Annotated in this window: 18 protein-coding genes; 4 read left to right on the top strand and 14 right to left on the bottom strand. The window is 49.6% G+C overall.

Features of this window, described 5'->3' with window-relative positions:
• Positions 1 to 21: 21 nt before the first annotated feature.
• The 4 genes from AWQ22_RS06730 to AWQ22_RS06715 all read right to left on the bottom strand — a co-directional run bounded on the left by AWQ22_RS06730 (position 22) and on the right by AWQ22_RS06715 (position 5,056).
• Positions 22 to 2,250, bottom strand: coding sequence for a molybdopterin oxidoreductase family protein (locus AWQ22_RS06730; protein WP_065710573.1), 2,229 nt, complete (start codon positions 2,248 to 2,250; stop codon positions 22 to 24).
• 208 nt (positions 2,251 to 2,458) lie between these two features.
• Positions 2,459 to 4,063, bottom strand: a complete 1,605-nt coding sequence (locus tag AWQ22_RS06725) for an MFS transporter (protein WP_065710572.1) — start codon at positions 4,061 to 4,063, stop codon at positions 2,459 to 2,461.
• 326 nt (positions 4,064 to 4,389) lie between these two features.
• Complete coding sequence (gene psb28 / locus AWQ22_RS06720) at positions 4,390 to 4,863, bottom strand: photosystem II reaction center protein Psb28 (RefSeq protein WP_065710571.1); 474 nt, start codon at positions 4,861 to 4,863, stop codon at positions 4,390 to 4,392.
• Between the two features lie 73 nt (positions 4,864 to 4,936).
• Complete coding sequence (locus AWQ22_RS06715) at positions 4,937 to 5,056, bottom strand: PetM family cytochrome b6-f complex subunit 7 (RefSeq protein WP_012306931.1); 120 nt, start codon at positions 5,054 to 5,056, stop codon at positions 4,937 to 4,939.
• Positions 5,057 to 5,262: 206 nt separating this feature from the next.
• Here AWQ22_RS06715 and dcd point away from each other — a divergent pair, with 206 nt between their 5' ends.
• From dcd to AWQ22_RS06700, 3 genes are all read left to right on the top strand, one after another.
• Positions 5,263 to 5,859 (top strand): dCTP deaminase, encoded by a 597-nt coding sequence (dcd, locus tag AWQ22_RS06710; RefSeq protein WP_062433702.1) that lies wholly within the window; start codon positions 5,263 to 5,265, stop codon positions 5,857 to 5,859.
• A 133-nt stretch (positions 5,860 to 5,992) separates the two neighbouring features.
• Positions 5,993 to 8,047: an FAD-dependent thymidylate synthase gene (gene thyX / locus AWQ22_RS17370; RefSeq protein WP_065710570.1), complete on the top strand. Its 2,055-nt coding sequence runs from the start codon at positions 5,993 to 5,995 to the stop codon at positions 8,045 to 8,047.
• Between the two features lie 236 nt (positions 8,048 to 8,283).
• A complete protein-coding gene (locus AWQ22_RS06700; RefSeq protein ID WP_012306928.1) occupies positions 8,284 to 9,033 on the top strand; it encodes a response regulator transcription factor in 750 nt (249 codons plus the stop codon).
• 34 nt (positions 9,034 to 9,067) lie between these two features.
• Here AWQ22_RS06700 and AWQ22_RS06695 read toward each other — a convergent pair whose 3' ends face one another.
• From AWQ22_RS06695 to AWQ22_RS06660, 8 genes are all read right to left on the bottom strand, one after another.
• Positions 9,068 to 9,745 (bottom strand): hypothetical protein, encoded by a 678-nt coding sequence (locus AWQ22_RS06695; protein WP_065710569.1) that lies wholly within the window; start codon positions 9,743 to 9,745, stop codon positions 9,068 to 9,070.
• 36 nt (positions 9,746 to 9,781) lie between these two features.
• Positions 9,782 to 10,546, bottom strand: a complete 765-nt coding sequence (locus AWQ22_RS06690) for a hypothetical protein (protein ID WP_065710568.1) — start codon at positions 10,544 to 10,546, stop codon at positions 9,782 to 9,784.
• A 53-nt stretch (positions 10,547 to 10,599) separates the two neighbouring features.
• Positions 10,600 to 13,335 carry a hypothetical protein gene (locus AWQ22_RS06685; protein ID WP_065710567.1) on the bottom strand — a complete coding sequence of 912 codons (2,736 nt, stop codon included), beginning with the start codon at positions 13,333 to 13,335 and terminating at the stop codon, positions 10,600 to 10,602.
• 178 nt (positions 13,336 to 13,513) lie between these two features.
• Positions 13,514 to 14,098: a nucleoside triphosphate pyrophosphatase gene (locus AWQ22_RS06680; protein WP_065710566.1), complete on the bottom strand. Its 585-nt coding sequence runs from the start codon at positions 14,096 to 14,098 to the stop codon at positions 13,514 to 13,516.
• A gap of 106 nt (positions 14,099 to 14,204) precedes the next feature.
• Positions 14,205 to 14,756: a photosystem II reaction center PsbP gene (gene psbP / locus AWQ22_RS06675; RefSeq protein WP_065710565.1), complete on the bottom strand. Its 552-nt coding sequence runs from the start codon at positions 14,754 to 14,756 to the stop codon at positions 14,205 to 14,207.
• Between the two features lie 131 nt (positions 14,757 to 14,887).
• Positions 14,888 to 16,165 carry a glutamyl-tRNA reductase gene (locus tag AWQ22_RS06670; protein ID WP_030006516.1) on the bottom strand — a complete coding sequence of 426 codons (1,278 nt, stop codon included), beginning with the start codon at positions 16,163 to 16,165 and terminating at the stop codon, positions 14,888 to 14,890.
• Positions 16,166 to 16,423: 258 nt separating this feature from the next.
• Positions 16,424 to 17,461, bottom strand: coding sequence for a class II fructose-bisphosphatase (glpX, locus tag AWQ22_RS06665; RefSeq protein ID WP_062433689.1), 1,038 nt, complete (start codon positions 17,459 to 17,461; stop codon positions 16,424 to 16,426).
• 143 nt (positions 17,462 to 17,604) lie between these two features.
• Positions 17,605 to 19,233, bottom strand: a complete 1,629-nt coding sequence (locus tag AWQ22_RS06660) for an NB-ARC domain-containing protein (protein WP_030006515.1) — start codon at positions 19,231 to 19,233, stop codon at positions 17,605 to 17,607.
• A gap of 445 nt (positions 19,234 to 19,678) precedes the next feature.
• Between AWQ22_RS06660 and AWQ22_RS06655 the strand changes: the two genes are divergently transcribed.
• Positions 19,679 to 20,608 (top strand): FTR1 family protein, encoded by a 930-nt coding sequence (locus AWQ22_RS06655; RefSeq protein WP_065710564.1) that lies wholly within the window; start codon positions 19,679 to 19,681, stop codon positions 20,606 to 20,608.
• A gap of 14 nt (positions 20,609 to 20,622) precedes the next feature.
• On the opposite strand, the gene AWQ22_RS06650 is transcribed toward AWQ22_RS06655, so the two are convergent.
• Positions 20,623 to 21,216 (bottom strand): hypothetical protein, encoded by a 594-nt coding sequence (locus AWQ22_RS06650; RefSeq protein ID WP_065710563.1) that lies wholly within the window; start codon positions 21,214 to 21,216, stop codon positions 20,623 to 20,625.
• A 222-nt stretch (positions 21,217 to 21,438) separates the two neighbouring features.
• Positions 21,439 to 22,203, bottom strand: coding sequence for a dienelactone hydrolase family protein (locus AWQ22_RS06645; protein WP_065710562.1), 765 nt, complete (start codon positions 22,201 to 22,203; stop codon positions 21,439 to 21,441).
• Between the last annotated feature and the right edge of the window lie 96 nt (positions 22,204 to 22,299).

Raw genomic sequence — 22,299 nt, 5'->3', positions numbered from 1 at the left:
TAACCCAGGTTTCGGATCGTCCTAAAGCTGCTGCAATACAGGCTCGGCTGTCGCTTTTTCCTGGGGAACAGGGCCGGTGATTTTTTGCACATTCACGGCACAGGCTTTTAATTCCGGCTGCAATGAATCGGGACAGGCTTCAGCGTGGCTCAGGGCATTGGCTTCGGTATCTTCTCCCCACAAAGCGCCCCAGTGCATCGGCGCAAAAACGGTGCCAGGGGTAATATTTTTCGTGATCAGCGCTGGAAATCGGGCCATACCGCGCGGCGATCGCACTTCCACCATTTCCCCGTCGGTAATGCTGAGACGGTCTGCATCGCGGGGGTGAATTTCCAGGAAAGGATTTGGGTGCATTTTTTGGATTTTTTTGATTCGTCCCGTGCGGGTCATCGTATGCCAATGGCCATAAAGTCGTCCAATGGTCAGCACAAAAGGATAGTCGGTGTTTGGCGGCTCTGCCAGACCCCGGGAGTGGTACGCCGCAAATCTGGCCCGGCCATCGGGGGTATGGAACCGTCGGTCGGTGTAAAGCCGTTTGCCCTTGAGGGGTTCGTCCTGGTGGAATAATTTTTGCAATAAACCCCGGTTGTCGGCTGTTGTTTCTGGTTCACTCTTGGTCTCACCAGCGGGACAGGGCCATTGGATCGGCCCTTCGGTGGCCAAACGTTGGTGACTTAGCCCCGTCATATCACAGGGGCGATCGCCCGTGAGCTGCACAAATTCTGCGTAAACCTCTGCTGAAGATACCGCCCGGAACTGTTGCTGAAATCCAAGGCGGCGTCCCACCTCGGCGAAAATCTCCCAATCAGCCCAGGCTTCACCGGGGCGATCGCGGAACTGGGGACAATAGGTCACAGCTCGCTCCGAATTGGTCATTGCGCCTGTTTTCTCGCCCCACTGCAACGCTGGCAAGAGGAGATGGGCGTAGTTAGACGTTTCCGTGGGGTAATAGGCATCCTGGCAAATGGTGAAAGGAGATTTTAACAGTGCGGCCTTGGTGCGTTCCAAGTCGGGCATACTCACCGCTGGATTCGTCGCCACCACCCACAGCAAACCCACTGTCCCCATATCTAGCCCCTCGATCATCGCCCAGGCATCTTTTCCGGGTAGTGGTGAAATAGTTCCTGGGGGTAATTGCCAGGCTTTTTCTAAGGTGGCGCGGTGCTCTGGATTTTTGACGAGGCGATATCCCGGCAGTAAATGGGCCAGTCCCCCCGCTTCTCTGCCCCCCATGGCATTGGGTTGACCCGTGAGGGAAAAAGGCCCGGCCCCCGGCTTGCCAATTTCCCCGGTCATTAGGTGCAAATTAATCAGGGTGCGTACCTTGGCTGTGCCCTCTGCGGATTGGTTCATCCCCATCGACCACAGGGACAGAACATTGTCCGCATTGGCCCAATATTTGGCCGCTTGTTCGAGGTGATCAATGCGAATCCCACAGCGTCGGGCCACCGTTTCGGGAGTATAGCTCTGGATGAGCATCGCATATTTAGAAAAGCCCTTGGTACATTCATCGATGAAGAGGGTATCGATTTTGCCCCATTTCAGTAATAGATGCGCAATGCCGTTGAGTAAATCAATATCGGTGCCGGGTTTGATCGCCAGGTGAAGATCGGCCACTTCAGCAGTTTTGGTGCGGCGGGGATCAACGACAATTAATTTTGCTTTAGAGCGTTTGTGGTGTTCGCGTAGGCGATTAAACACAATCGGGTGACACTCGGCGGTATTGCTGCCGATGATAAAGGCGCAGTCGGTTAATTCTAGGTCTTCGTAGCAGGGGGGCGGCCCATCGGCCCCAAAGCTCTGGATATAGCCCGCCACGGCGGAGGACATACAAAGGCGGGAGTTGGCATCGAAATTGTTGGTACCGAGGCAGCCCTTGAGGAGTTTTTGGGCGGTGTAATAGTCTTCGGTTTGGAGTTGTCCGGAGCCATACATGGCAATGCCTTCAACACCGAGGGTTGCCTGTACCGTTTTGATCTGTTCTACAATTAGCTCAAAGGCGTCATCCCAACTGATGCGCTGGAATTGATCCTGTAGCGATCGCCGATACATAGGGTAAAGTAAGCGGTCTTGATCGAGGGATTCGGCAATGGTCGCGCCCTTAACACAGACTTTACCGAGGCTGGATGGATGTTGGCGATCGCCCATGACTTTGAGGGTGGGTTGTTCATTTTTGATCACCTCAGAAACTTCGAGGCCACAACCAACACCACAATAGGGACAAAGGGTTTTCGTTTTGCGTTGATCCATTGCTAAACCGCTAACTTTAAGACTTCAATAATAGAGTTAAAAAATGCCAGAAAATTAAATGGCATTCATTAAGGAAAAAATCCCCTGGGGCGATGATCAAGAGAGACTTACCATGGCCCCAAAGCACGTATATAGAAAAAACCTGTAAAACGCCATTACTTGCCATGACTTTTGTTTTACAGGTTGTGCCTAAACTAATCTCAAAAACCTAATAGGTTGCTTCTTCCTCAACGGGAGGAGTCGCTGTCATTTCTGTTTCGCCTTCATGGAACTCAGCAAAGGAACCCTTGGGTTCTTTGAGGAAAAAGGCACAGAGGAAAGCAACAATTAAACCTGTAATCCCCAACACTTGGAAGAAACCGGCATTCACCGCTGCCATCACGGGTTCGCCCCCATTGGCCCCTGCCGAAGCTTCGGTGAGCAACAATAGCACTGTCAAATAGGCTACTGCTCCCACATTGCCGTAGGCGCCAACGTTTCCAGCAATTTGCCCGGTAATGCGTCGTTTGACGAGGGGAACAATCGCAAAGGTTGACCCCTCTGCGGCTTGCACAAAGAAAGAACAGGCCATCGTTAACAAAACGGCGATCGCCAAGGGCCAAGTACCTGCTACCGAACTCATCAGGAGATAACCAATCCCCATGCCCACCGTGAGGACAACCATTGTCCATTTCCGGCTGCCCATCTTATCGGAGATCAAGCCTCCCCCTGGGCGGGACATCAAGTTCATAAACGCATAGCTAGAAGCAATAATTCCCGCCGTTGCCTTGTCTAAACTAAAGGTGCCTTCAAAGAAAGCCGGCAACATGGTCACCACCGCAAGCTCAGAACCGAAATTCACAATATAGGTCAGTTCTAAAATGGCCACTTGGCTAAAGTCATAGCGATCTTCCGGGGCATAGCGTTTTTTCCCGGTCATTAAGTCCTTATTCACAGTCCAGCAGTTGTAGGTCTGGAACAGGTAGAGGCCCACTAGCGCCAGGATGGCGATCGCCAAGCCAGTGCCATTTAAAAAATTCACCTTTTGCAAACGCCACGCCAGCACCATCAAAATCAGGGTCAAAGGCAAATTCATGGCCAACAGGAACCAGAAATCCTTTTTGGTGGTGACTTCCATGCCCCGGGCACTCTTCGGGCGGTGGTACGTTTTCCCAGGGGGGGTATCACTTACGCTGAAGTAATACAACATCCCATACAAAGCCGCGATAATCCCTGTACCGGCGATCGCCGCCCGCCAATTCAAAATAGCCGTATTAAATTCCGGGAAAAAGAGAATCTTAAAACTTTCCGGCTGGCCGAAATTAAACGCACCGGGGAGGAAAGCCAAAATGATCCCAAAAATCACCATGGTAAAGGCCGAAAATGCCGAGCCAAAGTTGCCCCAGCCCCCGTAAATGCCTTCTGCTGTACCCACATCTTTGGGGGGAAACCATTCTGCGACCATCCGAATCCCGATCACAAAACCAGCCCCAACAATCCCCATCAAGAGGCGTCCTAATACCAGTTGATTAAAGCTCTGGGCCGTCGCGAAAATCAAACAAGGAACCGCAGCGTAGATCAACAATAATGAGTAGGTTAACCGGGGGCCGTATTTATCTAACAGCATCCCAATAATGATCCGTGCGGGCACCGTCAAAGCAACATTACACAACCCGATTGTGCCTAGTTGAGCATTGTCTAAGCCAAAGTCCTGGGCGATGGTGGTTGCGAAAGGTGGAAAATTAAACCACACCACGAACGACAGGAAAAAAGCAAACCAGGTCATGTGCAGGATCTTATACCTGCCATTAAATGACCACATTTCTCCAAGCATTGTTTACCATCCTAAAAAGAGTATTCTCAAGCTGCAGGTCAGACTGTCAATTTTCGACCTTATGGGAGTTCGAACTAATCAATTAATTATGAATATCAAGAAAATAAACGAGGGGATTATTCTTTCCCATTGTGAGGAGACCAATATTATTTGATTCCGACAATTGTTTATTTTCCTGCTGATAGTTCGAATGGCCTAAAAATCTCTCGCCACCGCAAGAAGTTGTGATAAAGAATCACATTCTTTCTTCGCTAAATTCGTAACCGCTGATACTCTTTATGGGGATCGATGCGCTTTTGGGATGACAAGGGGCTTAATCCTGCATCCTAAGCTTCTGAATCTGTTTCTGATGCTAATGGAGATGGTTCATCGGACGTTTCAGCACTTTCACCATAGGCAAAGCCATGTTCATCGGCGTAGCGGTGCATGAAACGCATGAATCTTTCCCAGTGGTCGGCATTATCAATTTCAAAGCGACAAATGACGCCCCGCAGTTCGTCTCCTTCTTCACCACCAAAGACGATGCGGCAACTGGAGGGGGTAACGGCGATGTCTCCTTCTTCGTCGATCAGTCGGACAATGCCATTAGAACCAGCGGTAAAGCTCTGAAAACGGTCGAGGGCATTGAGTTGGGCAAAGGTCATGGAGACGGATTTGACCCCTGTTTTGGGGTTGCGCTGCAGGCTAACGTTGCTGAGTTCTTCGCTGATGCCGTTGAAAAATTCAATCCGTGGTGTTGGGTCTTTTGGTTGGGGTGGGGCGGCTGGTTCGGTTTGTTTATTTTTGAAGAAGTTAAACATGATTTTAGAGGGCGATCGCCAGTGAGGGAGGGATATAAGGCTATACCCCTATCCTAACAATCGTGTGCTGAACCTATTCGGCTTTGCCTGCTTTATTTTGGATTTTGAGGATCAAAAATCCCCAAGCTACACCAAAGAGAACTGCGGTGATGGCAATGATAAAGCCGTTGAACATCATACTTTCTGCGCTCATGGAAATACTCCTTTGTCTGGTTATAATGGCTTGATTTTAAAGCGATTTGGCTACAAACGGTATTTTAAAGCAGGGAGTGTTTTTTGGCGGTTGGGGAATTCCGGGGGCGCGGTTGGGATATTTCAGGGGCGATCGCCTGGCCGTAGGCCTATAAATTTGTAAGCAGTTGTGGGAATATATAATGTCTGATTTTTGCCGTAGGGAACATGCTGAAAAACGATATTTGGATCCTCGAACAAGCCCAACAGGGGATGATTTCTCCCTTTGAAGCCTCACTGATCCGCAAGATCCAACTGTCCCCCCAGCAAACTGTACCGGCCCTCAGCTACGGCCTGTCTAGCTATGGCTACGATATTCGCCTCAGCCCCGAAGAATTTCTCATTTTCCGCCACATCCCTGGCACCGTTGTAAACCCCAAAGCCTTCAGCCCGGAAAACCTTGAACGGGTTGACCTCAAGCGCGATGAATACGGTGACTACTTTATTATTCCGGCTAATTCCTATGGTTTGGGCGTGTCCCTCGAAAAAATTCAGATGCCCCCCAACGTCACCGCGATCTGTCTTGGTAAGTCCACCTATGCCCGTGTCGGTCTGATTGCGAACACAACTCCCCTAGAGGCTTCCTGGTGCGGTGCAATCACCCTTGAATTTAGCAATGCCTCTAGTACCGACTGCCGTATTTATGCCAATGAAGGGGTTGTGCAACTACTTTTCTTTGAAGGTGATCCTTGCAATACCACCTATTCTGATCGGGGGGGCAAATACCAAAACCAAGCCGGGAAAGTCACTTTGCCCAGGGTCTAGATAGATTCTGAATGTGTTTGGCGATCGCCCCAATTTTTATTACAACCCCCATGGACATCGCTTATTTTTGTCTATGGTGAAATCAAATCTTTTCTTTCCCTACATCTCCATTTGCTCCTGAGTTTGAATTGTCATGGATAAATTTCGCGTTGAAGTGCTCCGCTCTACCCCCAACCCCCAACAAACCATCTGGAGTGCCATGCACCAGGACTACTGCGAGGAATTTGTGTGGGAACAACAGAGTAATTTTCCAGATGAACAAAAAGCAGGGGAGTTAATTGTCAAACATCTTTTGGCGGGTGGTCGCGGTCACTATGGCCCCCTGGAACATCCCCAGATTGTTTTTAATGTGGGCTATTTTCCCCACTCGATGATGCAGCAAATCCGGACTCATCGCGTGGGCGTCTCCTTTGATGTACAGTGTCTCGCCGGAGATACAGAAATCACCTTTGTCCAAGCCTCTGGATCTCTCCGCAAAATTAAAATTAGCGATCTCCATGACCTCTGGCACAACGGAGAAAAAGCCATACGGGAACGCAAAATTCGTGGTCGCAAAGGTGAACAACCAGGCTTTTACCGCCGCGACTGTAAAACTCGCTTGCGAAAAATGTCACTAAGGGTGCTGAACGAGGACACTGGTAATTTTGAAATTGGCCATCTCCAAGATGTAATGAGTAGCGGTGAGCAGCCCGTTTATCGCCTGACCTTAGCCGATGGAAAAACCCTGGACTGCACCGTTAATCATCGTCTCTACACGACCCAAGGCTGGCAACGCATGGGAGAAGCCCTGGGTTTAATGACCGATGAAGATCATCAAGTCCTAGCAGTGACAAAAACCTGTGAAGTCATGACCAACGGCGTTGTCCGTCCCGATGCTCTCTACAGTCAGCAATCTTGGTTAGCCGCACAGGTAAAACAAGGGTTAACAGCTCAGCAAATTGCTATTATTTGTGACTGTTCCCCAGACGTGATTCGCCATTGGGCCAAGAAATTTCAATTAAAACTTCCTGCGGGTCATCGGCGAGGGCTAAAAACAGTTGTCGGTAATGGCTGTTATCGCAGTCGTGCTTGGCTACAACAGCAACATGAACGAGGGTTACATGTCGATGAAATTGCTGCTTTAGCGAATTGCTCTATCGAATCTGTGAAAAAGTGGAGCTACCATCATGGCCTCCAACTCAATAAACGCTCCCCTGGAACCAAACAACCTTGGAATAAAGGTTTAACGGGTTATCGTCTTACATTGTCTGAGACAGCTATGGAAACACGGCGATGGAATGCGCAACGTTTCACCAAACGTGGTGCAGATTCTCATTTTTGGAGAGGCGGCACTGCCACAGAGCGGCAACAGATTGGGGCCTGGACACGACAAATTGCTCCACAAGTCCATGCAAAATTCGACTATATTTGTCAGTCTTGTGGCAAACAAGGTAAACAATTACATGCCCATCATCTCGTACCCGTTTTTGCGGATAAATCCCTTGCCTACGAATTTGAGAATTTAGTTTCTCTTTGTCAGACTTGCCATCAATCTCTACATCAAAATCACTTGGAAGAGGATTTTGCCAGACGATTTCACCCCATCCGAAAACCTGAAATGTGGGCGGCAAAACCTAAATCTAAGGGTCGTCGTTTAAAAGCACATCCGGTGAAGGTGGTTGCCGTGGAATATCTTGGGATCCAGCCCACCTACGATCTGGAAGTACAAGGGCCTTGGCATAATTTTGTGGCAAATGGTGTTGTTGTGCACAATTCTTTCCGCTATACAGGACAGCGGATTATTGATGTTGCGGAAGGCAAGCGGGACGTAGAAGAGGTCTTTTACCTACGGCCTGTGGGTAAGTATGACAATCGTCAAGGGAAAAAATATTTTTACTCAGAAGAACAACGCCAGGCGGATAAGGAATGGTGTCTGGCTGCCTGCGATCGCTATCGGCAACGGATTGAAGAAGGCTTGGCCGAGGAGCACGCTCGGAGTTTGATTCCTTTTGATGCGCGGCAACACTTTGTTATGAGTTGCAATGTGCGATCGCTGATGCATTTGTTAGATTTGCGTTGGAAAAAAGACGCCCAACTAGAAGCCCAACAACTTTGTGAATTATTATTTGTTCACTTTGAAACTTGGTGTCCAGAAATTGCAGCTTGGTACCATAAGAATCGCGCCCAAAAAGCACGCTTGTCGCCTTAAGATTTTCTTTAGATTTTTGAGACTGAGTGCCGATAAATTTACGCAAAAGTTAACATTGCTTGGTAATCTGTAATGTTCTTTCTAAATAGATCGAGTGGGTGAAACCTTTGAAAATCAAAGAATAAGGCCGATTATCCATAAATTTTGATTGTCATGACCGGGAAATTTTGTGAAAATTCCTTAATCCTTTTGAATTTTCCTTTTAAGATAGAAGCAGTTGCTTTAGCTTGGTTGTGATGCCTCGAATTTTAATTATTGATGATGATCCGGCGATCGCCGAATTGGTTGCGATAAACCTTGAAATGGCGGGTTATGACGTCAGTCGTGCCGAAGACGGTATTAAAGGTCAGGCATTGGCGGTGCAGCTACAACCCGATTTGGTCATGCTGGATCTGATGTTGCCGAAAGTAGACGGGTTTACCGTTTGTCAACGAATTCGGCGGGAAGAACGCACAGCAGATATCCCCATTTTGATGTTAACCGCCCTGGGGCAAACCCAAGATAAGGTGGATGGCTTTAATGCGGGGGCCGATGATTACCTCACGAAGCCCTTTGAAGTCGAAGAAATGTTGGTGCGGGTGCGGGCTTTATTGCGACGGAGCGATCGCATTCCCCAGGCCGCCAAACACACAGAAATTTTAAACTACGGCCCGTTAACGTTAATCCCAGAGCGATTCGAGGCGATTTGGTTTGATCAGACCATCAAGTTGACTCACCTTGAATTTGAATTGCTCCACTGTCTCCTGCAACGTCACGGTCAGACCATTTCTCCCAGCGAAATCCTCAAGGAAGTGTGGGGTTATGATCCTTCCGATGATATTGAGACCATCCGGGTGCACGTTCGCCACCTGCGCACGAAGTTAGAGCCGGAGCCCCGTCGTCCCCAGTACATCAAAACGGTTTATGGGGCGGGTTACTGCCTGGAGTTGCCGTCGCGGGTAAACCACGGGGAGACAACTCAGGTTTCGGAGCCAATGAACTCCTAGGCCAAAGTTTGCTTTAACGTTAATTGATCAACGATCAAAGGAAATGGAGCCAGCGGAGTCCCCAGTTTCTAAGGCGATCGCGCTGGGCAAAGCGGCCATAAAGTACCTGGGAGAGCAACCAGCGTTTTAGGGGATATCGCCATTGTCGTAATAAGGTCTGCAATCCCCAGCCGAGCAGACCCAAGACGATGGGAACGAGGATCCACAGTAAGGGTTGCGTCATCAGCGTTGACCAACCCAAGATCACAGAGATGAATACAAAGGCGATCGCCAAGGGCCAGGCAAGATAACTGAAGCCATACTTTCGTTGTCGCCAGGGTAATTGCGTCAATAATTGCCCAATAAACCACCCTTGAATTTCGGCTAGCTGTTGATAGAGGGAAGGCGACGGCAGTAGATCCGCTACCACTTGGTGCAACACACCGCCATCAAGTCCAATTTGGGTCTTTAAAACGTTGATCCCTTCGTAACGCAACAGAAAAGAGAGGGACGCCTGGGGCCAATCACCTTTCCGAAAAAGCACATATTTTCGCCAAGCGAGGTTGAACTCATCGGTAAACGTTAGGGTTTGCCCTTGGTTTTTGAGCGCTAGGAGCTGCAAAAGGTCATCGTGATCCAACACAAATAAAACCCCGTGGCAGAGTGTGGACTGCGGTGGCGGCGTTAGCTGTTCTTGATCCAGTTGGATGTAGGGGTGGGCGGAAACAGTCACGGGAGAAAGGGCAAAAAGCTTAAATGACAGAGGAAACTATTGGGGCTTGGCAAGGGGCGCTCTGGGGAGGCTTGGTCGGGCTTTGGACGTTTGTGAACTCGGTTTGGGTTGTCGTTTGAACGTGCCTTGAATGAGACTGATAAAAAATCTTAAGAGTCCCTGCCATTGCTGTTCGCTGGTTTGGATATTGTGCTGGTGGGCCTGGAGGACTGTCGTGCAGTGGGGATGGCTCATCAGGGCTTCGGTGTAGGTATTCGCAATGGTGCCATCCAGTTGCAGGATTGTTTTCGCGTAAATAATGCCTTCTGGGAGGGGCTGTTTCGCTTGTTGGTGCTGTCGTTTGCGTTGGTCAAGGGCAATTTTGAGTTCTCCTAGTTTGCGTAGGCAACAGAGAAATTGGCGATCGCCAAGCAGATTTTGAATTTGCCGCTGATCTTGGGCATCGCCCGTGGGATTGGGGAGTGGGGGTAGAGGGCCGGAGTTTTCACCATGATACAAAGGGTGTGTCGGTTCCCTGAGGAGGGCGTGGTATTGTCGCGCCAGTTGCGATCGCAAATTGCCGTAGGCCGCCTGTAAATCGGGGGAGTAATGCTGCTGGCTGAGCGTATCCTCCCTGAGATAATACAAATCTTGGTAAACCTCCTGGGGAATGAATCGCTGACCATCAATGGCATCGACCACCATCGTACTGACCTCTAGGGTGGTTGCATCCAGAAAAACCTGATTTAGAGCCTGGATAAATGGGTCCATGGCAGCAGGCTGGAGCTGAGGGGATTTGGCTTCGGGAGCAGAACGATTCATGGGAGACCAAAAAAGTGGGATGAAACAATTGGGAGCGTCGTTAGCAGTAACACCTAGGACTCTTCTTCTAGAAAAAGAGGCGCCTCGTCTCCAAAATCAAAATCATCAAAGTCCTTGCTATCAAAGGCACTCAGCTCTTCTAAATCTGCTAACGCTTCTTCTAAATCTAGATCCCCATCGGGGGCGATCGCCTCATCGCTGGCGGATAGATCAATGGCACTGTCTTGATCCAGATTATCGAGGCTGGTGATATCTATCGCTGAATTTTCGTCATCAAGGGCAAGATCGAAATCAGGATCTAGTTCACCCGATAGATCAAGTTCCTCTAACCAACTATCATCGCTGAAATCATTGGTCGGGGCGGCTGTTGCGTCATGGTGATGATTGGCCTCGCTGGTGCCGTTGCTTTCATCTCCTAGGGAAGGGAGATCGGCTGTAAGGTCAAGATCATCATCCCAAAGGGCCATGGCCTCCGGTGGCAAAGTCTGGGGGTCAAGGTCAAGGTCTAAGTCGTCAAAACCCAGGGCTGTAGCATCTTGCGGACTAAGGTCATCTGGCTGTTGAAAATCTGCCTGAATCACAGTCTCTTTGCTGAACTCACTGGCCTCAAAGTCGTGGGAATTTTCCTGGTGATCAAGGGCTTCGATTTCAAGTTCGGAGAGATGGTCTTGATCGAGATCAAAGTCAAGCAGTGCTGCCTCATCGAGTTCCCCTAGGTTAAAGATATCAGCGTCTTCTTCCTCTGGGTCGGCTCCCTCTGACAGCCAAGCGTCGGGATCCGTCGTGGATTCCGGTGGGGCATCAGGATCAGCCGGGGCGACGTGAATATCCTCGGTGAAGTCTTGTTGTTCTAGATCTAAATCAAAGGATGCATCGAGGGGATCAAGGGCCATTTCCCCAGAGAGATCCATCTGATCGAGGTCAAACTCAAAATCGTCAAATTGCTCGAAATCTTCTTCAGATAGAGCTTCTGGAGCTTCTAGGGAATCGGTATCTGACCCAGAATCATCACTGATATTGTTGGAATGATCAATGGATTCGAGATCAAGCTCAAAATCACTGGGCAGATCGAAGTCTTCCTCGGCTAGGGGATCTGCCGTTGCCAAGGGATCCGCCCCAAGCTCAAAATCGGCATCAAAAGCATCGGGATCGAGGTCTAGATCTTCGTCGTCATCTAATTCTAGATCCAGGGCTAAGTCTGAACTGCCAAGGTCTGGGGCATTTAAGGGGCCGAGGGTATTTTCGTCTAAATCTGTGGGGAAGAGGTTGAAATCAAAGGCGTCCAAATCCTCTAGATCCGTGGGTAGGTCTTGGTGATCTGCAATGGTTTCTTCGGGGGCGATCGCCGCATCTGCTTCGGTGGTTTCAATGAGCGTTTCTTCATTACTCCCCAGAAGATCGTCCAAGTCAGCGGCGGCCAAAGTCTCTAAACGTTCTAAATCAGAGTCCGTTAAGTCTAATTCTTCTTCTTCGCTGAATTCCTCGCTGGGCAAGGCCTCATCTGTCGTCAACCCTGATGAGGCTTCCGGGTCACTGTCAAAATCGGCGGTGGTGACATCCGGGAAGGCTTGGCTTAGGCGATCGCCAAGTTCATCTTCCGGGAGTCCGCCGAGGGCCAGATCCTCGATGAAAATATCCTCCCCAAAGTCAGCGATGGTTTCATTGAAGTCCTCTAAATCTGCTTCACTATCACCATCATTAGCTTCGGACTCTGCCAGATCGGGTAAAGCCTCTGCTTCTGCGGCCAGTTCCTGCTCCAACCAATTTTCCGGAAGAGGAGGTAAAGGCAATCGGTCTGTCTCCGGCCCATCGAGGGACTTGATCTCTGTGACGCCTGGGTGATTGTGCCAATCCTGATTCAAAAATGTAAATAAAGTCTCATCATCGACCGCATCTAGATCCGTGGTTTCTAACGATGTCGCTGTCTCTGCTACGGGAGTTTCGGGGTCTTCGAGTAAATCTTCTAATTCTAAATCGTCTACTGCCTCATCTCCGAAGGGATCGCTGTCTACTTCAAAATCTGCCAAATTGGGAACATAGGCATCGGGGCGATCGCCGTTAGCCCGTTCTGCCGCCGTGGTATCAACGGGGGTTTCCCAATCTTCAATTTCTGGGGCCTCATGGATCGTCAGAGATGCCTCTGGCGTTTCATCCAGGGCAATTTCCGCAAAATTATCTAAAAAGTTGAGAGAATCAGCATCCGCTAGATCCTTCGCCTCGTTCTTTTCTGCGACAAGGCTGGGCTGAGGTTCCGCAGCTGATTCGGTCGGGGCCTCTGGGGCTACCGTTGGCAGGGGATTATGGGGCAGAGGGGGAATTTTGTCACTATCCGGCGGCGTTTCCGAAAAAGGCTCAACAACCTTAACCGTGGCGGCCATGAGCGTTTGGTTAGGAATTTCAAGAAACTTCAAATCTAGGGGTTCCTCGGCATTCATCAAGCGGTCATATTGCTGCAGAGTCACGAGCAACTGAAATAGCTGTTGCAAACCCTGGAAGTTTTCTTGAATTTTACGGTGACCTAGGGCAACTTGCTGTTGGTGAAAATGCTGGAGATTTTGGTACTGAGCAGTATTGAGTACGGCCTCGCCGACATCATTTTCGACGGTGCCATTAATGAGATCGACTTGGGTATGGAGACTCGTATCGGGAGGGTAGGGCTCACCCTGGTCAGGATGACGGACAATGCGAGTCGTAATATTTAGGGTTGCTGCCTTACTCGCCACCATCGTAAAGGCTTTGGAAAGGTCGCCGCTGCGGAGAGCTTGCTTAAATTCATCGCTTAAGGACATGGTGGAATCTCCTTGGTCACTGGGTTGGCGCAAAAATGGGGGCGCGGTATGGATAAAAGCCTGGGGATGGTGGCTGGGCGGATGTTATTTCTTCTCAGAATATCCCATCCCTAAAATGTCGTTGGTAAAATGCCAGTAAATGTAACATTGCCCTATTTGTTGAACATTGCCGCTGATCCTAGGGCCACAGGTGCTGAACGGTATAGCCGAGGTGGGTCAACATTTCCCGCAATAGCGGCAGGCTCAAGCCAATAACATTACTATGGCAGCCTTCAATTTTTTCGATAAAAAGTCCCCCTTTTCCTTCAAGGGCAAAACATCCCGCACATTGTAGGGGTTCACCGCTGCGCACATAGGCCGCAATGGTGTCATCGTCAATGGCCGCGAAATAGACTTTTGTAACTCCGTGGCGCACGAGCAGTTGGTTTTGGGTTTGATCCACGAGGGCATGGCCTGTGTAGAGCAAACCGTAATGGCCCCGCATGGTTTGCCACCGGGCGATCGCCTCAATAGGGGAGGCCGGTTTCCCCAGGATTTCGCCCCGGACATGGAGCACCGAATCGCAGCCGAGGATTAAAGCATCTTGACGATGTTGGGCCACGGTTTTTGCTTTGGCCGCAGCGAGGGCTTCGACCAACTGGGCCGGATCATCATGGTGAATTTGGGATTCATCAAAGTGACTCACGTGGACAATGGGGTTGATCCCAATGCCTTGGAGTAAACGACGACGGGCTGGGGAAGCGGACGCAAGGACAAATTCCATGGTGTTTTAAGGTAAGGCGGCGCAAACAAAGGCAATTACAGCATACCCAGGTGGATACACTGGCGGATCAAGGTGTCAAAAATATTGCTTCAATATGGCTCATCAATTAGACCTTAAAGGAATTGACCATCGCGTTAAAGAGTTTCTCCACTTGGGGCCAACGGCTTTCGCGGGTCGAGAGATTAAAGGTATAGAGTTTGCCTAGCTTGACGGCAACGGTGGCGAGGTCATGGCGCATTTGACCTTCAGGGAGGGTGACGCGATATTCGAGGGTGTAGTAGGTTTGGCCCTTGTCGGTGCGGCTTTCGGCCCGGATCAATTCAGGTTGGCGATCGCTATTTTGGCTTGCTTCTTTCATAAACCGATAGCCAACATCGGTGGGAGTTCCCAGGTCACCTAAGGCTTTGTCGGCGGGAACATCACTGATAATGACGCTCAAATTTTCGGAATATTCCACCAAATCCCGAAACACCACATCTACGCCAGTATCACTCTTGCTGACGTCAACGGGAATCCAACCATTGGGATAGAGAAACTGATAGCCATAGGTGCCATTGCTATAGCCCTGGAGGCTACCGACGCCACCACAAGCAGCCAACGTACAACTGATCACGATCAACAAACTGGCGATCGCCTTTTTCCATCGATTTTGGCGCATTTATTTACCTCAGAAATTTAAAAGAAATTAAAAAATAAACTTACAGAGCCGGAGTCTCCGCGTTCATCATCCTAGCGAAAACACCGGCTCAAACCGAAATTTATTGGGTTTAATAATGCCTTAGACTCTTACTAAATCGCCTCTTCCGTTTCGAGGTTAAACAGCATTTGCAGCGATTGTAGACAAACTCGACGGGCTTCGATGTCCTGTTGGGCCCGCAGTTGCACCATCGGATCATGGAGAATTTTATTAACGATCCCCCGCGTCAATGTTTCAATGACTTCCTGGTGCTTCTCTTCAAATTCTGCACCGAGGCGAGAGAGGGCTTTTTCCAGCTCCTGCTCCCGAATGCTTTCGACTTTGCTGCGTAGGGAACTAATGGTCGGAACGGTTTCGAGGGACTGCCACCATTGGATATAGTTTTCTACTTCCTCTTCTAAAAGGGCTTCGGCTTCTTCGGCCATTTTGCGGCGGGATGCTTGGTTTTGGGCCACTACTTCCTTGAGGGCGTCTACATTATATAAACGAACGCCGGCGATTTCTTCCACATCGGCAGCAACGTTAAGGGGCACAGAAATATCGATCAAGATTAAGGTGTGAAGATCGAGATTTTCCAGTTTCGCTCGGTCAAGAATCGGTTCTGTCGCCCCGGTACTGGTAAAGACAATGTCCGCCTGTTCAACGACATTGAGCATCTCTGGCAACAGTTCTAATTGCAGATCCACATCGGGGAATTTTTTCGCAAGATCCCGCGCTCCCCGTTCGGAACGGTTGACGATAGTGATGTCTTCGGCCCCTTTAGAAACGAGGTGTTGCACCAACAGACGCGACATTTTCCCGGCCCCGATAATCGCAATTTTTTGATCGGAAAGATCCTTGACCTTCATCTGGGCCAATTCCACGGCGGCGGAGCTAATGGAAACGGCCCCGGTGCCAATGTTGGTTTCGCTGCGGACGCGCTTCCCGGCGGTGATCGCCCGTTTGAACATCCGATCCAGTAAGCGCCCTAGGCCTTTGTGCTGTTGACCGAGTTTGTGGGCGGCTTTGACCTGGGCGAGGATTTGGCCTTCGCCGAGAACGAGACTTTCTAGGCCCGCAGCGACTCGCAATAAATGACGAATGGCATCTTGGTGCAGCAGGGTGAAGAGGTAACGGCGCAGGCGGTTGAGTTGGAGTTGTCCGGTTTCCGCGAGAAATTGGCAAATTTCCCGCACGCCCTGTTCTGTTTCCTGCACGACGGCATAGATTTCAAGGCGGTTACAGGTACTGATAACGGCGACTTCCTCTACGTGGGGGTAGGATTTGAGGTGGGCGATCGCCTCGTCCATTTTCGCTTCTTGAATACTGAGTTTTTCGCGGATTTCGACGGGGGCTGTTTTATGACTCAGGCCAACAACAACGATATTCATGGGGTTTTCTCTAAAGGTTTTATCTCTCTAGGGCTCCAACATCCAAGGGAAGCGCAGAGTTCTATTAAAGGATTTTTTTAACTTCCTATGCAATGTAGTCTCCGAACATTTAGGGACAAAAGGTTTTGTAAAGAAAATTTATGTAACTTTACGGCATCCTAATCGCTGACAGCGCACGAAAAAAAGGCGACCCCTCGTTGGCGATCGCCCTTTTGTTGCAGACAGATTAAACTCCAATGATCGCCGTCAAGCCCGATCCTAGAGTTGAATATTTTGGGGGTTGTCCCACATGTGAATGGTATCGACGAAGCGAGCCGTCATGGACTGGCTAGAAATAACCAGAGACTGGGTGCGTGCGCCACCATGGAACAGACGAACTCCTTCCATGAGGGTGCCGGGGGTAATCCCACAGGCCGCGAACAGAACTGTTTCACCGGAAGCCAATTCTTCTGCTTCGTAAACCTTGTCCGGATCTTCAACACCCATGGACTTGAGGCGTTTGATATTTTCTTCGCGATTCCAGTCCGCACTTTCGGGGGTATTCACATCGGCGGGATCGTAAATCAGTTGTCCTTGGAAGTGACCACCCAAACAACGCATCGCGGCGGCACTGATCACCCCTTCAGGAGCGGCCCCAATTCCCATCAGCGCATGGATGTTCGTCCCAGCAAAGGCAGCACAAATTGCCGCAGAAACGTCCCCATCGCTAATCAAACGAACCCGGGCGCCAGTGGCCCGAATTTCTTTGATCAGATCTTTGTGACGGGGGCGATCCATCACGATAATGACTAATTCTTCTGGGCTACGATTTAAGCACTCAGACAAAATTTTGATGTTTTCGGTGGCTGACTTGCGAATGTCAACTTTCCCTTTGGCGGCTGGGGGCGCGGCCAATTTTTTCATGTAGTAGTCGGGGGCATGGAACAGACCGCCTTTTTCGGAAATGGCGAGGACTGCCATGGAACCGGGTTGACCATTGGCGACGAGGTTGGTGCCTTCGCAGGGGTCAACGGCGATGTCAATTTCGATCAGTTCATCGGGGTTGCAATAGGTTTTTGCATCTTCACGGGTACAAATACCGACTTCTTCACCGATGTAAAGCATGGGGGCATCATCCCGCTCCCCTTCACCGATAACGATGCGACCGCGCATATGAATTTGATTCATCCGTTCCCGCATGGCTTCAACGGCCACTTGGTCGGCGGTATCTTTTTCGCCCATCCCCATCCATTTGGCAGAGGCGATCGCCGCTTGTTCGACAACTTCAATAATTTCTAAACCGAGGGTGCTTTCCACGCTTTTTATCCTCCAGACTGCGACTGTTGATCAAAACCACCAGTCATTTAGTTTTTTTGTAAACACCCCAAAGTCTATCAGAGAAGGGCGATCGCCTCAGAAGATTCCCAGAAAAGTTTTTCCTTTAAATATCTCCGGATGGGCTAGAGAAAATAGGTCGTTAAGGTTTCATATAGAAGGGTGAGATTGGTTTGGCGATAGTCGTGCTGGAGGGAGTTTGCAGGGGGCGTGTTTTGGGCAAGTCGCCGCAAATTTGCTTGGATTTGTGAAAAATCCCGATAACGGTTTTGCAGTCCCTTCAGGATCGGGCAAATAACGGGGGAAGTCAGGATATTTGGATCGGCTCCCTGGGGCATGAGGGGGAAATGTTTGAGGTGATTAAAGTGGGTTTGGGGGAGAGTGGCGATCGCCTGGATAATTTCTTGGCAACATTCCCGGGTAAATTCCTGGGCGAGGTAACGCTGGATAGACGGTTGCAGGCCAAAGTAGGGGCGATGATTTTCTTTTTTCTCCAGGAGGAAACGTCGGTCAAGGGAGCGCACCGCATCCCAAACTTCACTGGCAAAGGGCATTTCTACATGAAAGTTAGCCTGCAGTTGTTCGAGGGTAATGGATTTGCCCCACAACATCAGCCAGTAGAGCACTTCCTGTTCGGAGTTGCTAATGCGGCAGGTGAGATTGTAGAGGATATCCCGTAGGGTATTGCCACCGATAATTGTTTCTTGGTTTTGAAATTGCGCCACAGAACCGCCGTACCATTCTTGAATCCCCGTGGCAATTAGCCGGAGCTTGAGGGGGTTGCCGCGATAGGTCTCGACCAAATCAGCCCAAAGCTCTGGGTCTTGGAGGTTATATTCCTGGAGGATTTGCTGGGCGACTAAATTACTGAGGCCTTCGACGGTGATCAATGTGACCCTGGGGTTATCCGTGGCTAAGGCTTCGATGGCGGGGGAATGTTCCCGGGAAATCACGACAACGGTGCCAGCTAGACTCTGGTGGGCGATCGCCTCTAAAAATTCCACATACATTACGTGTTGCGGTTGATAGTTCCCCGACAGACAAGCGGTGGCAAAGAGCAGTTCCCAGTGGTCAAAGACTAAAATCTTCGGCTGCTGTTGCAAATGATTCTGGAGTTGGGCGATCGCCCCGTCAGGGTGTTCTTCTAAAGCCCATTCCTGCTGAATCAAAGCCCAATTGTGATCAAACATGAGGCGATCGCTGAGGTTACACCAGAGCGTGTTTTCCTGGAGTGGTGGGTGGTGCCGGAGCACTTCGCTGACAAGGGTGGTCTTTCCCAGGCCGCCACCCCCTAGCACGAAGATTAATGAAATATCCCTTTGTTGGAGCCGTTGCCCTAGGGTGCGCAGGGTTGACTCTTGGTTATAAAAATGATTCTTGTTTCTCGGAATCCCTTGGTACTGGGGTGGTGTTGGGGCTGGCACTTGGGACTCCGTCGTTGCGGCCATACCGTTGGGTACAATTTTATCGACCGCTGCCTTTTCTTGTTCCGAGAGCTGCTCATATTTAGTAGTCAAAGCCAACTGGAGTGAACGAATCCCCACCCGTTGGTTACAATAACGTCCGAGGCGTTTCCAAAGATCCGGAGCAATAACCCGTTTTACATAGCTGTGGGAATAGCCATCGATCTGAATATCTTTTAATTTGTACCCTTCTAACGCCCGCAATAATAGCTCTTGACGCAGTCCATCCAGGGGGTCCCCGTGTTTGTGACTAAGCCAAATACAAAGCTGAAGAAGCGTAAGGTTGGTCATGTGGCGTTATTCGATGAAATGTTAGGTGACGGCTGCAATGGACAATGCTCTGCCACACACTAAGGCAACTATCTAAGAGTTTATCTGTATTCCTTTCCTTCCTGGTGTCCTTGACCAAAAGTTGTGAATAATATGACTTTGTGAATAAAATGACTTTCTGTGGTTACCAATAGAGAGCAAAATGTTGCAGAAAATGCATTGTGAGCATTTTTGGGTTGCTTTATTTTTGACCGTTCAGTCAAGATAAAAAATGCCTTGTCAGAGCCGTTAAGTATTAATCGTGATTGGCTGTCGCTTTTATGCAAAATTTGGATGCAAAATATTCATCGCAGCGATGGTGAGAGTAAGGGACTTTTGGCGATCACCTAGGTCTTAAGGAAAATCCTTTAGGATCAAAAAAGCATTGCGCAAGCGAAAAACGTCACCGAAATTGATGGGATCAGTTATGGAAATTAGTGCAGCATTACCCGCCTTTGTGATTACGTTGCGGGAGGGCTTTGAAGCGGCCCTGGTGGTGGGCATTGTCTTGGCTTGTCTGGCGAAAGCGCAGCAGATGTCCCTACAAAAGTGGGTCTATGGTGGCATTGGTGCCGGGTTGGGGGCGAGTGTCCTGGTGGGCTGGGGTCTGTGGGGGCTGCTGTTACAGGTGGCGACGACGGATGGAGCCTATGCGCCAGTTTTTAAACAAATCCTCGAAGGGAGTTTTGGGGTTGTGGCGATCGCCATGTTGAGTTGGATGCTCATTTGGATGACCCGCCAGGCCAAATCTTTAAAGTCCGATGTCGAAGGGGCATTGCAAGCGGCACTCCAGGACAGAGAAACGGCGGCCTGGGCGGTATTTTCCCTGATTTTTATTGCGGTACTCCGGGAGGGATTTGAAACGGTGATTTTTATTGTGGCCCAATTCCAAGGGGGATGGCTGCCGCCGAGTCTTGGGGCGATGGCTGGCTTGACTGTGGCAACGGTGCTAGGGTTTCTCCTCTTTGCCCTGGGGGTACGGCTGAATATCAAGTTATTTTTTCAGGTGATGGGAATCTTTCTGCTGCTGATTATTGCGGGGCTGGTGGTCGGTGTTTTAAAGCACATCGATGCGGCGATCGCCCTTTTTGCCCAGATCCAAACCCAATATCAAGCCCTCTGCATTTCCCCTGCCCCAGCCTGCGTTCTAGGGATTCAGCTTTGGGATTTGTCAGAAACTTTACCCGACAAGCAGTTTCCGGGGATTCTGCTGAAATCTTTGTTGGGTTATCGCCAAAAAATTTACCTGGCCCAGGCGATCGCCTATGTGCTCTTTCTCAGTTCCGTCGGGACGCTCTATCTTTATAGCCTCGGTTTGTTCCGTAGACCCGATGTCCCCTCAGTGAAACAACCCTAGGGAAATCGTTTTAGCTAATCATCGTAATCATACGAACGCACGCGACCACATTGCCGTAACAAATAGGGAGGCACTGGGTTGCCGCGATAATATTCCTGTCGCCACCGGGCTGGTAAGCAACTAGCATCGATGCCGTAGTCAAACCCGCGCTGATAACGGTAGTTATTGTAATTGTTGTAGTTACGATCGAAAAGAACACCCAGAATAATGTCACGGATCAAATTGTCATTTCCCCTAGGCAGACCGAAGGTTTGAAACAGGCTCCGCCGCAGATTTTGGTCGCGTCTTAGAAAGTAAAAAAGCTCGCGGGGAATACGATTGTTGTAATTGCGATCAATGTCATTAAAAATTCTATCCCAGGAAGAAATTTCATCTCGCCAGTCGTATCGACGGTATTGATATCGATAGCGATCATCGTCGTCATCGTCATAATCATCCCAGTCATCATCGTCATCATAATCCCAACGATATCTATAGTATTCGTAGGAATTTTCGGGGGTGTTGTTTCTTCTGGGGTCAGCGGCGGCGGGCAATATGGGCAGTAGTGACCCCAAAGTCAGGAGGGGAATAAGGCCCAGCAGTACCCATTGGCGTGTGAAGGGTTTCATGGTGCTAAATATCCTGCTTAACTCAATCCTTGTGTAAAAATCCATGACAGGTTAAGCCACGGAAAAGTTTCCCAATGGGCGTGAAATTAATGATGTAAAAATTTGTACTAATTGCTGTTTTACCGTGGCGAAAAACATCAAAAAAGCAAGCCTGGAATGATATTTTTCCAAAACTTGCCGATAATGAACTGTAATTTTTCTGAAATGAAAAATTGATCTGGTTTAAAAAACTGTTTTTAAAAATTCGAGTAGTTCATCCCAGGATTTGAGATCCGCTTGGGGGTCATAATCGCTAGAATCCCACTTGGTAAAAGAGTGTAAGCCGCCCCCATAGATTTCCATGTCGTAGGTCACGCCCGCTTCGTTTAAATCTGTGGCGAGGGCGGCCACTTCAGCGATGGGAGAGACTGGATCAGCCGATCCATGGAGCACTAAAACGGAACCTGTGGTTTCACTGTAATCTTGGCCTTCTGGTAGGGCTAAGCCGCCGTGGAAGGAAATGAAGCCGTCGAGATCTGCCCCTGACCGGGCCATTTCTAGCACTGCCGAACCGCCAAAGCAGTAGCCCATGATGGCAACTTTTTCTGGGTCAACCCCTTCGAGTTGCTTGGCGACTTCTAAGCCTGCTTGTAATCTTTCGCGCATCAGTTGGCGATCGCCATAGAGTTTGCCACTTTCTGCTTGGGATTCAGCGACATTTTCGGGTCGTACCCCCTGACCATACAGATCAAGGGCAAGTACCGTATAACCTTGGGTCGAGAGCATATTCGCGCGCATTTTCTCGTAGCGATTGAGGCCATCCCAGTCGTGCACGAGTAAAACAATCGGCTGATCATCCCCAAAGCCTTCGTTGCGGGCAACATACCCCTCAAAGGGTTGGTCATCGATGTTATAAACCAAAGGATAGGCAACAACATCCGCCTGGGCCGGCATACTGAAGCCAGCACCCACCATGAGCGTTAGGCCAAACAAGAGTTTTCGTAACATTTTCAAAGGAGTTCCCATCGAGTAAATCAACTAATTAACTCGTATTGTAGTGGTTTCAGACAATCACCCCTTGGCCTGGGGAAAGCGGGCGACAAA

This window comes from Picosynechococcus sp. PCC 7117 (genome assembly GCF_001693275.1).
GTDB lineage: Bacteria > Cyanobacteriota > Cyanobacteriia > Cyanobacteriales > MRBY01 > MRBY01.
The sequence above is the reverse complement of the archived record's forward strand: the minus strand, read 5'-3'. Positions and strand labels throughout refer to the sequence as shown.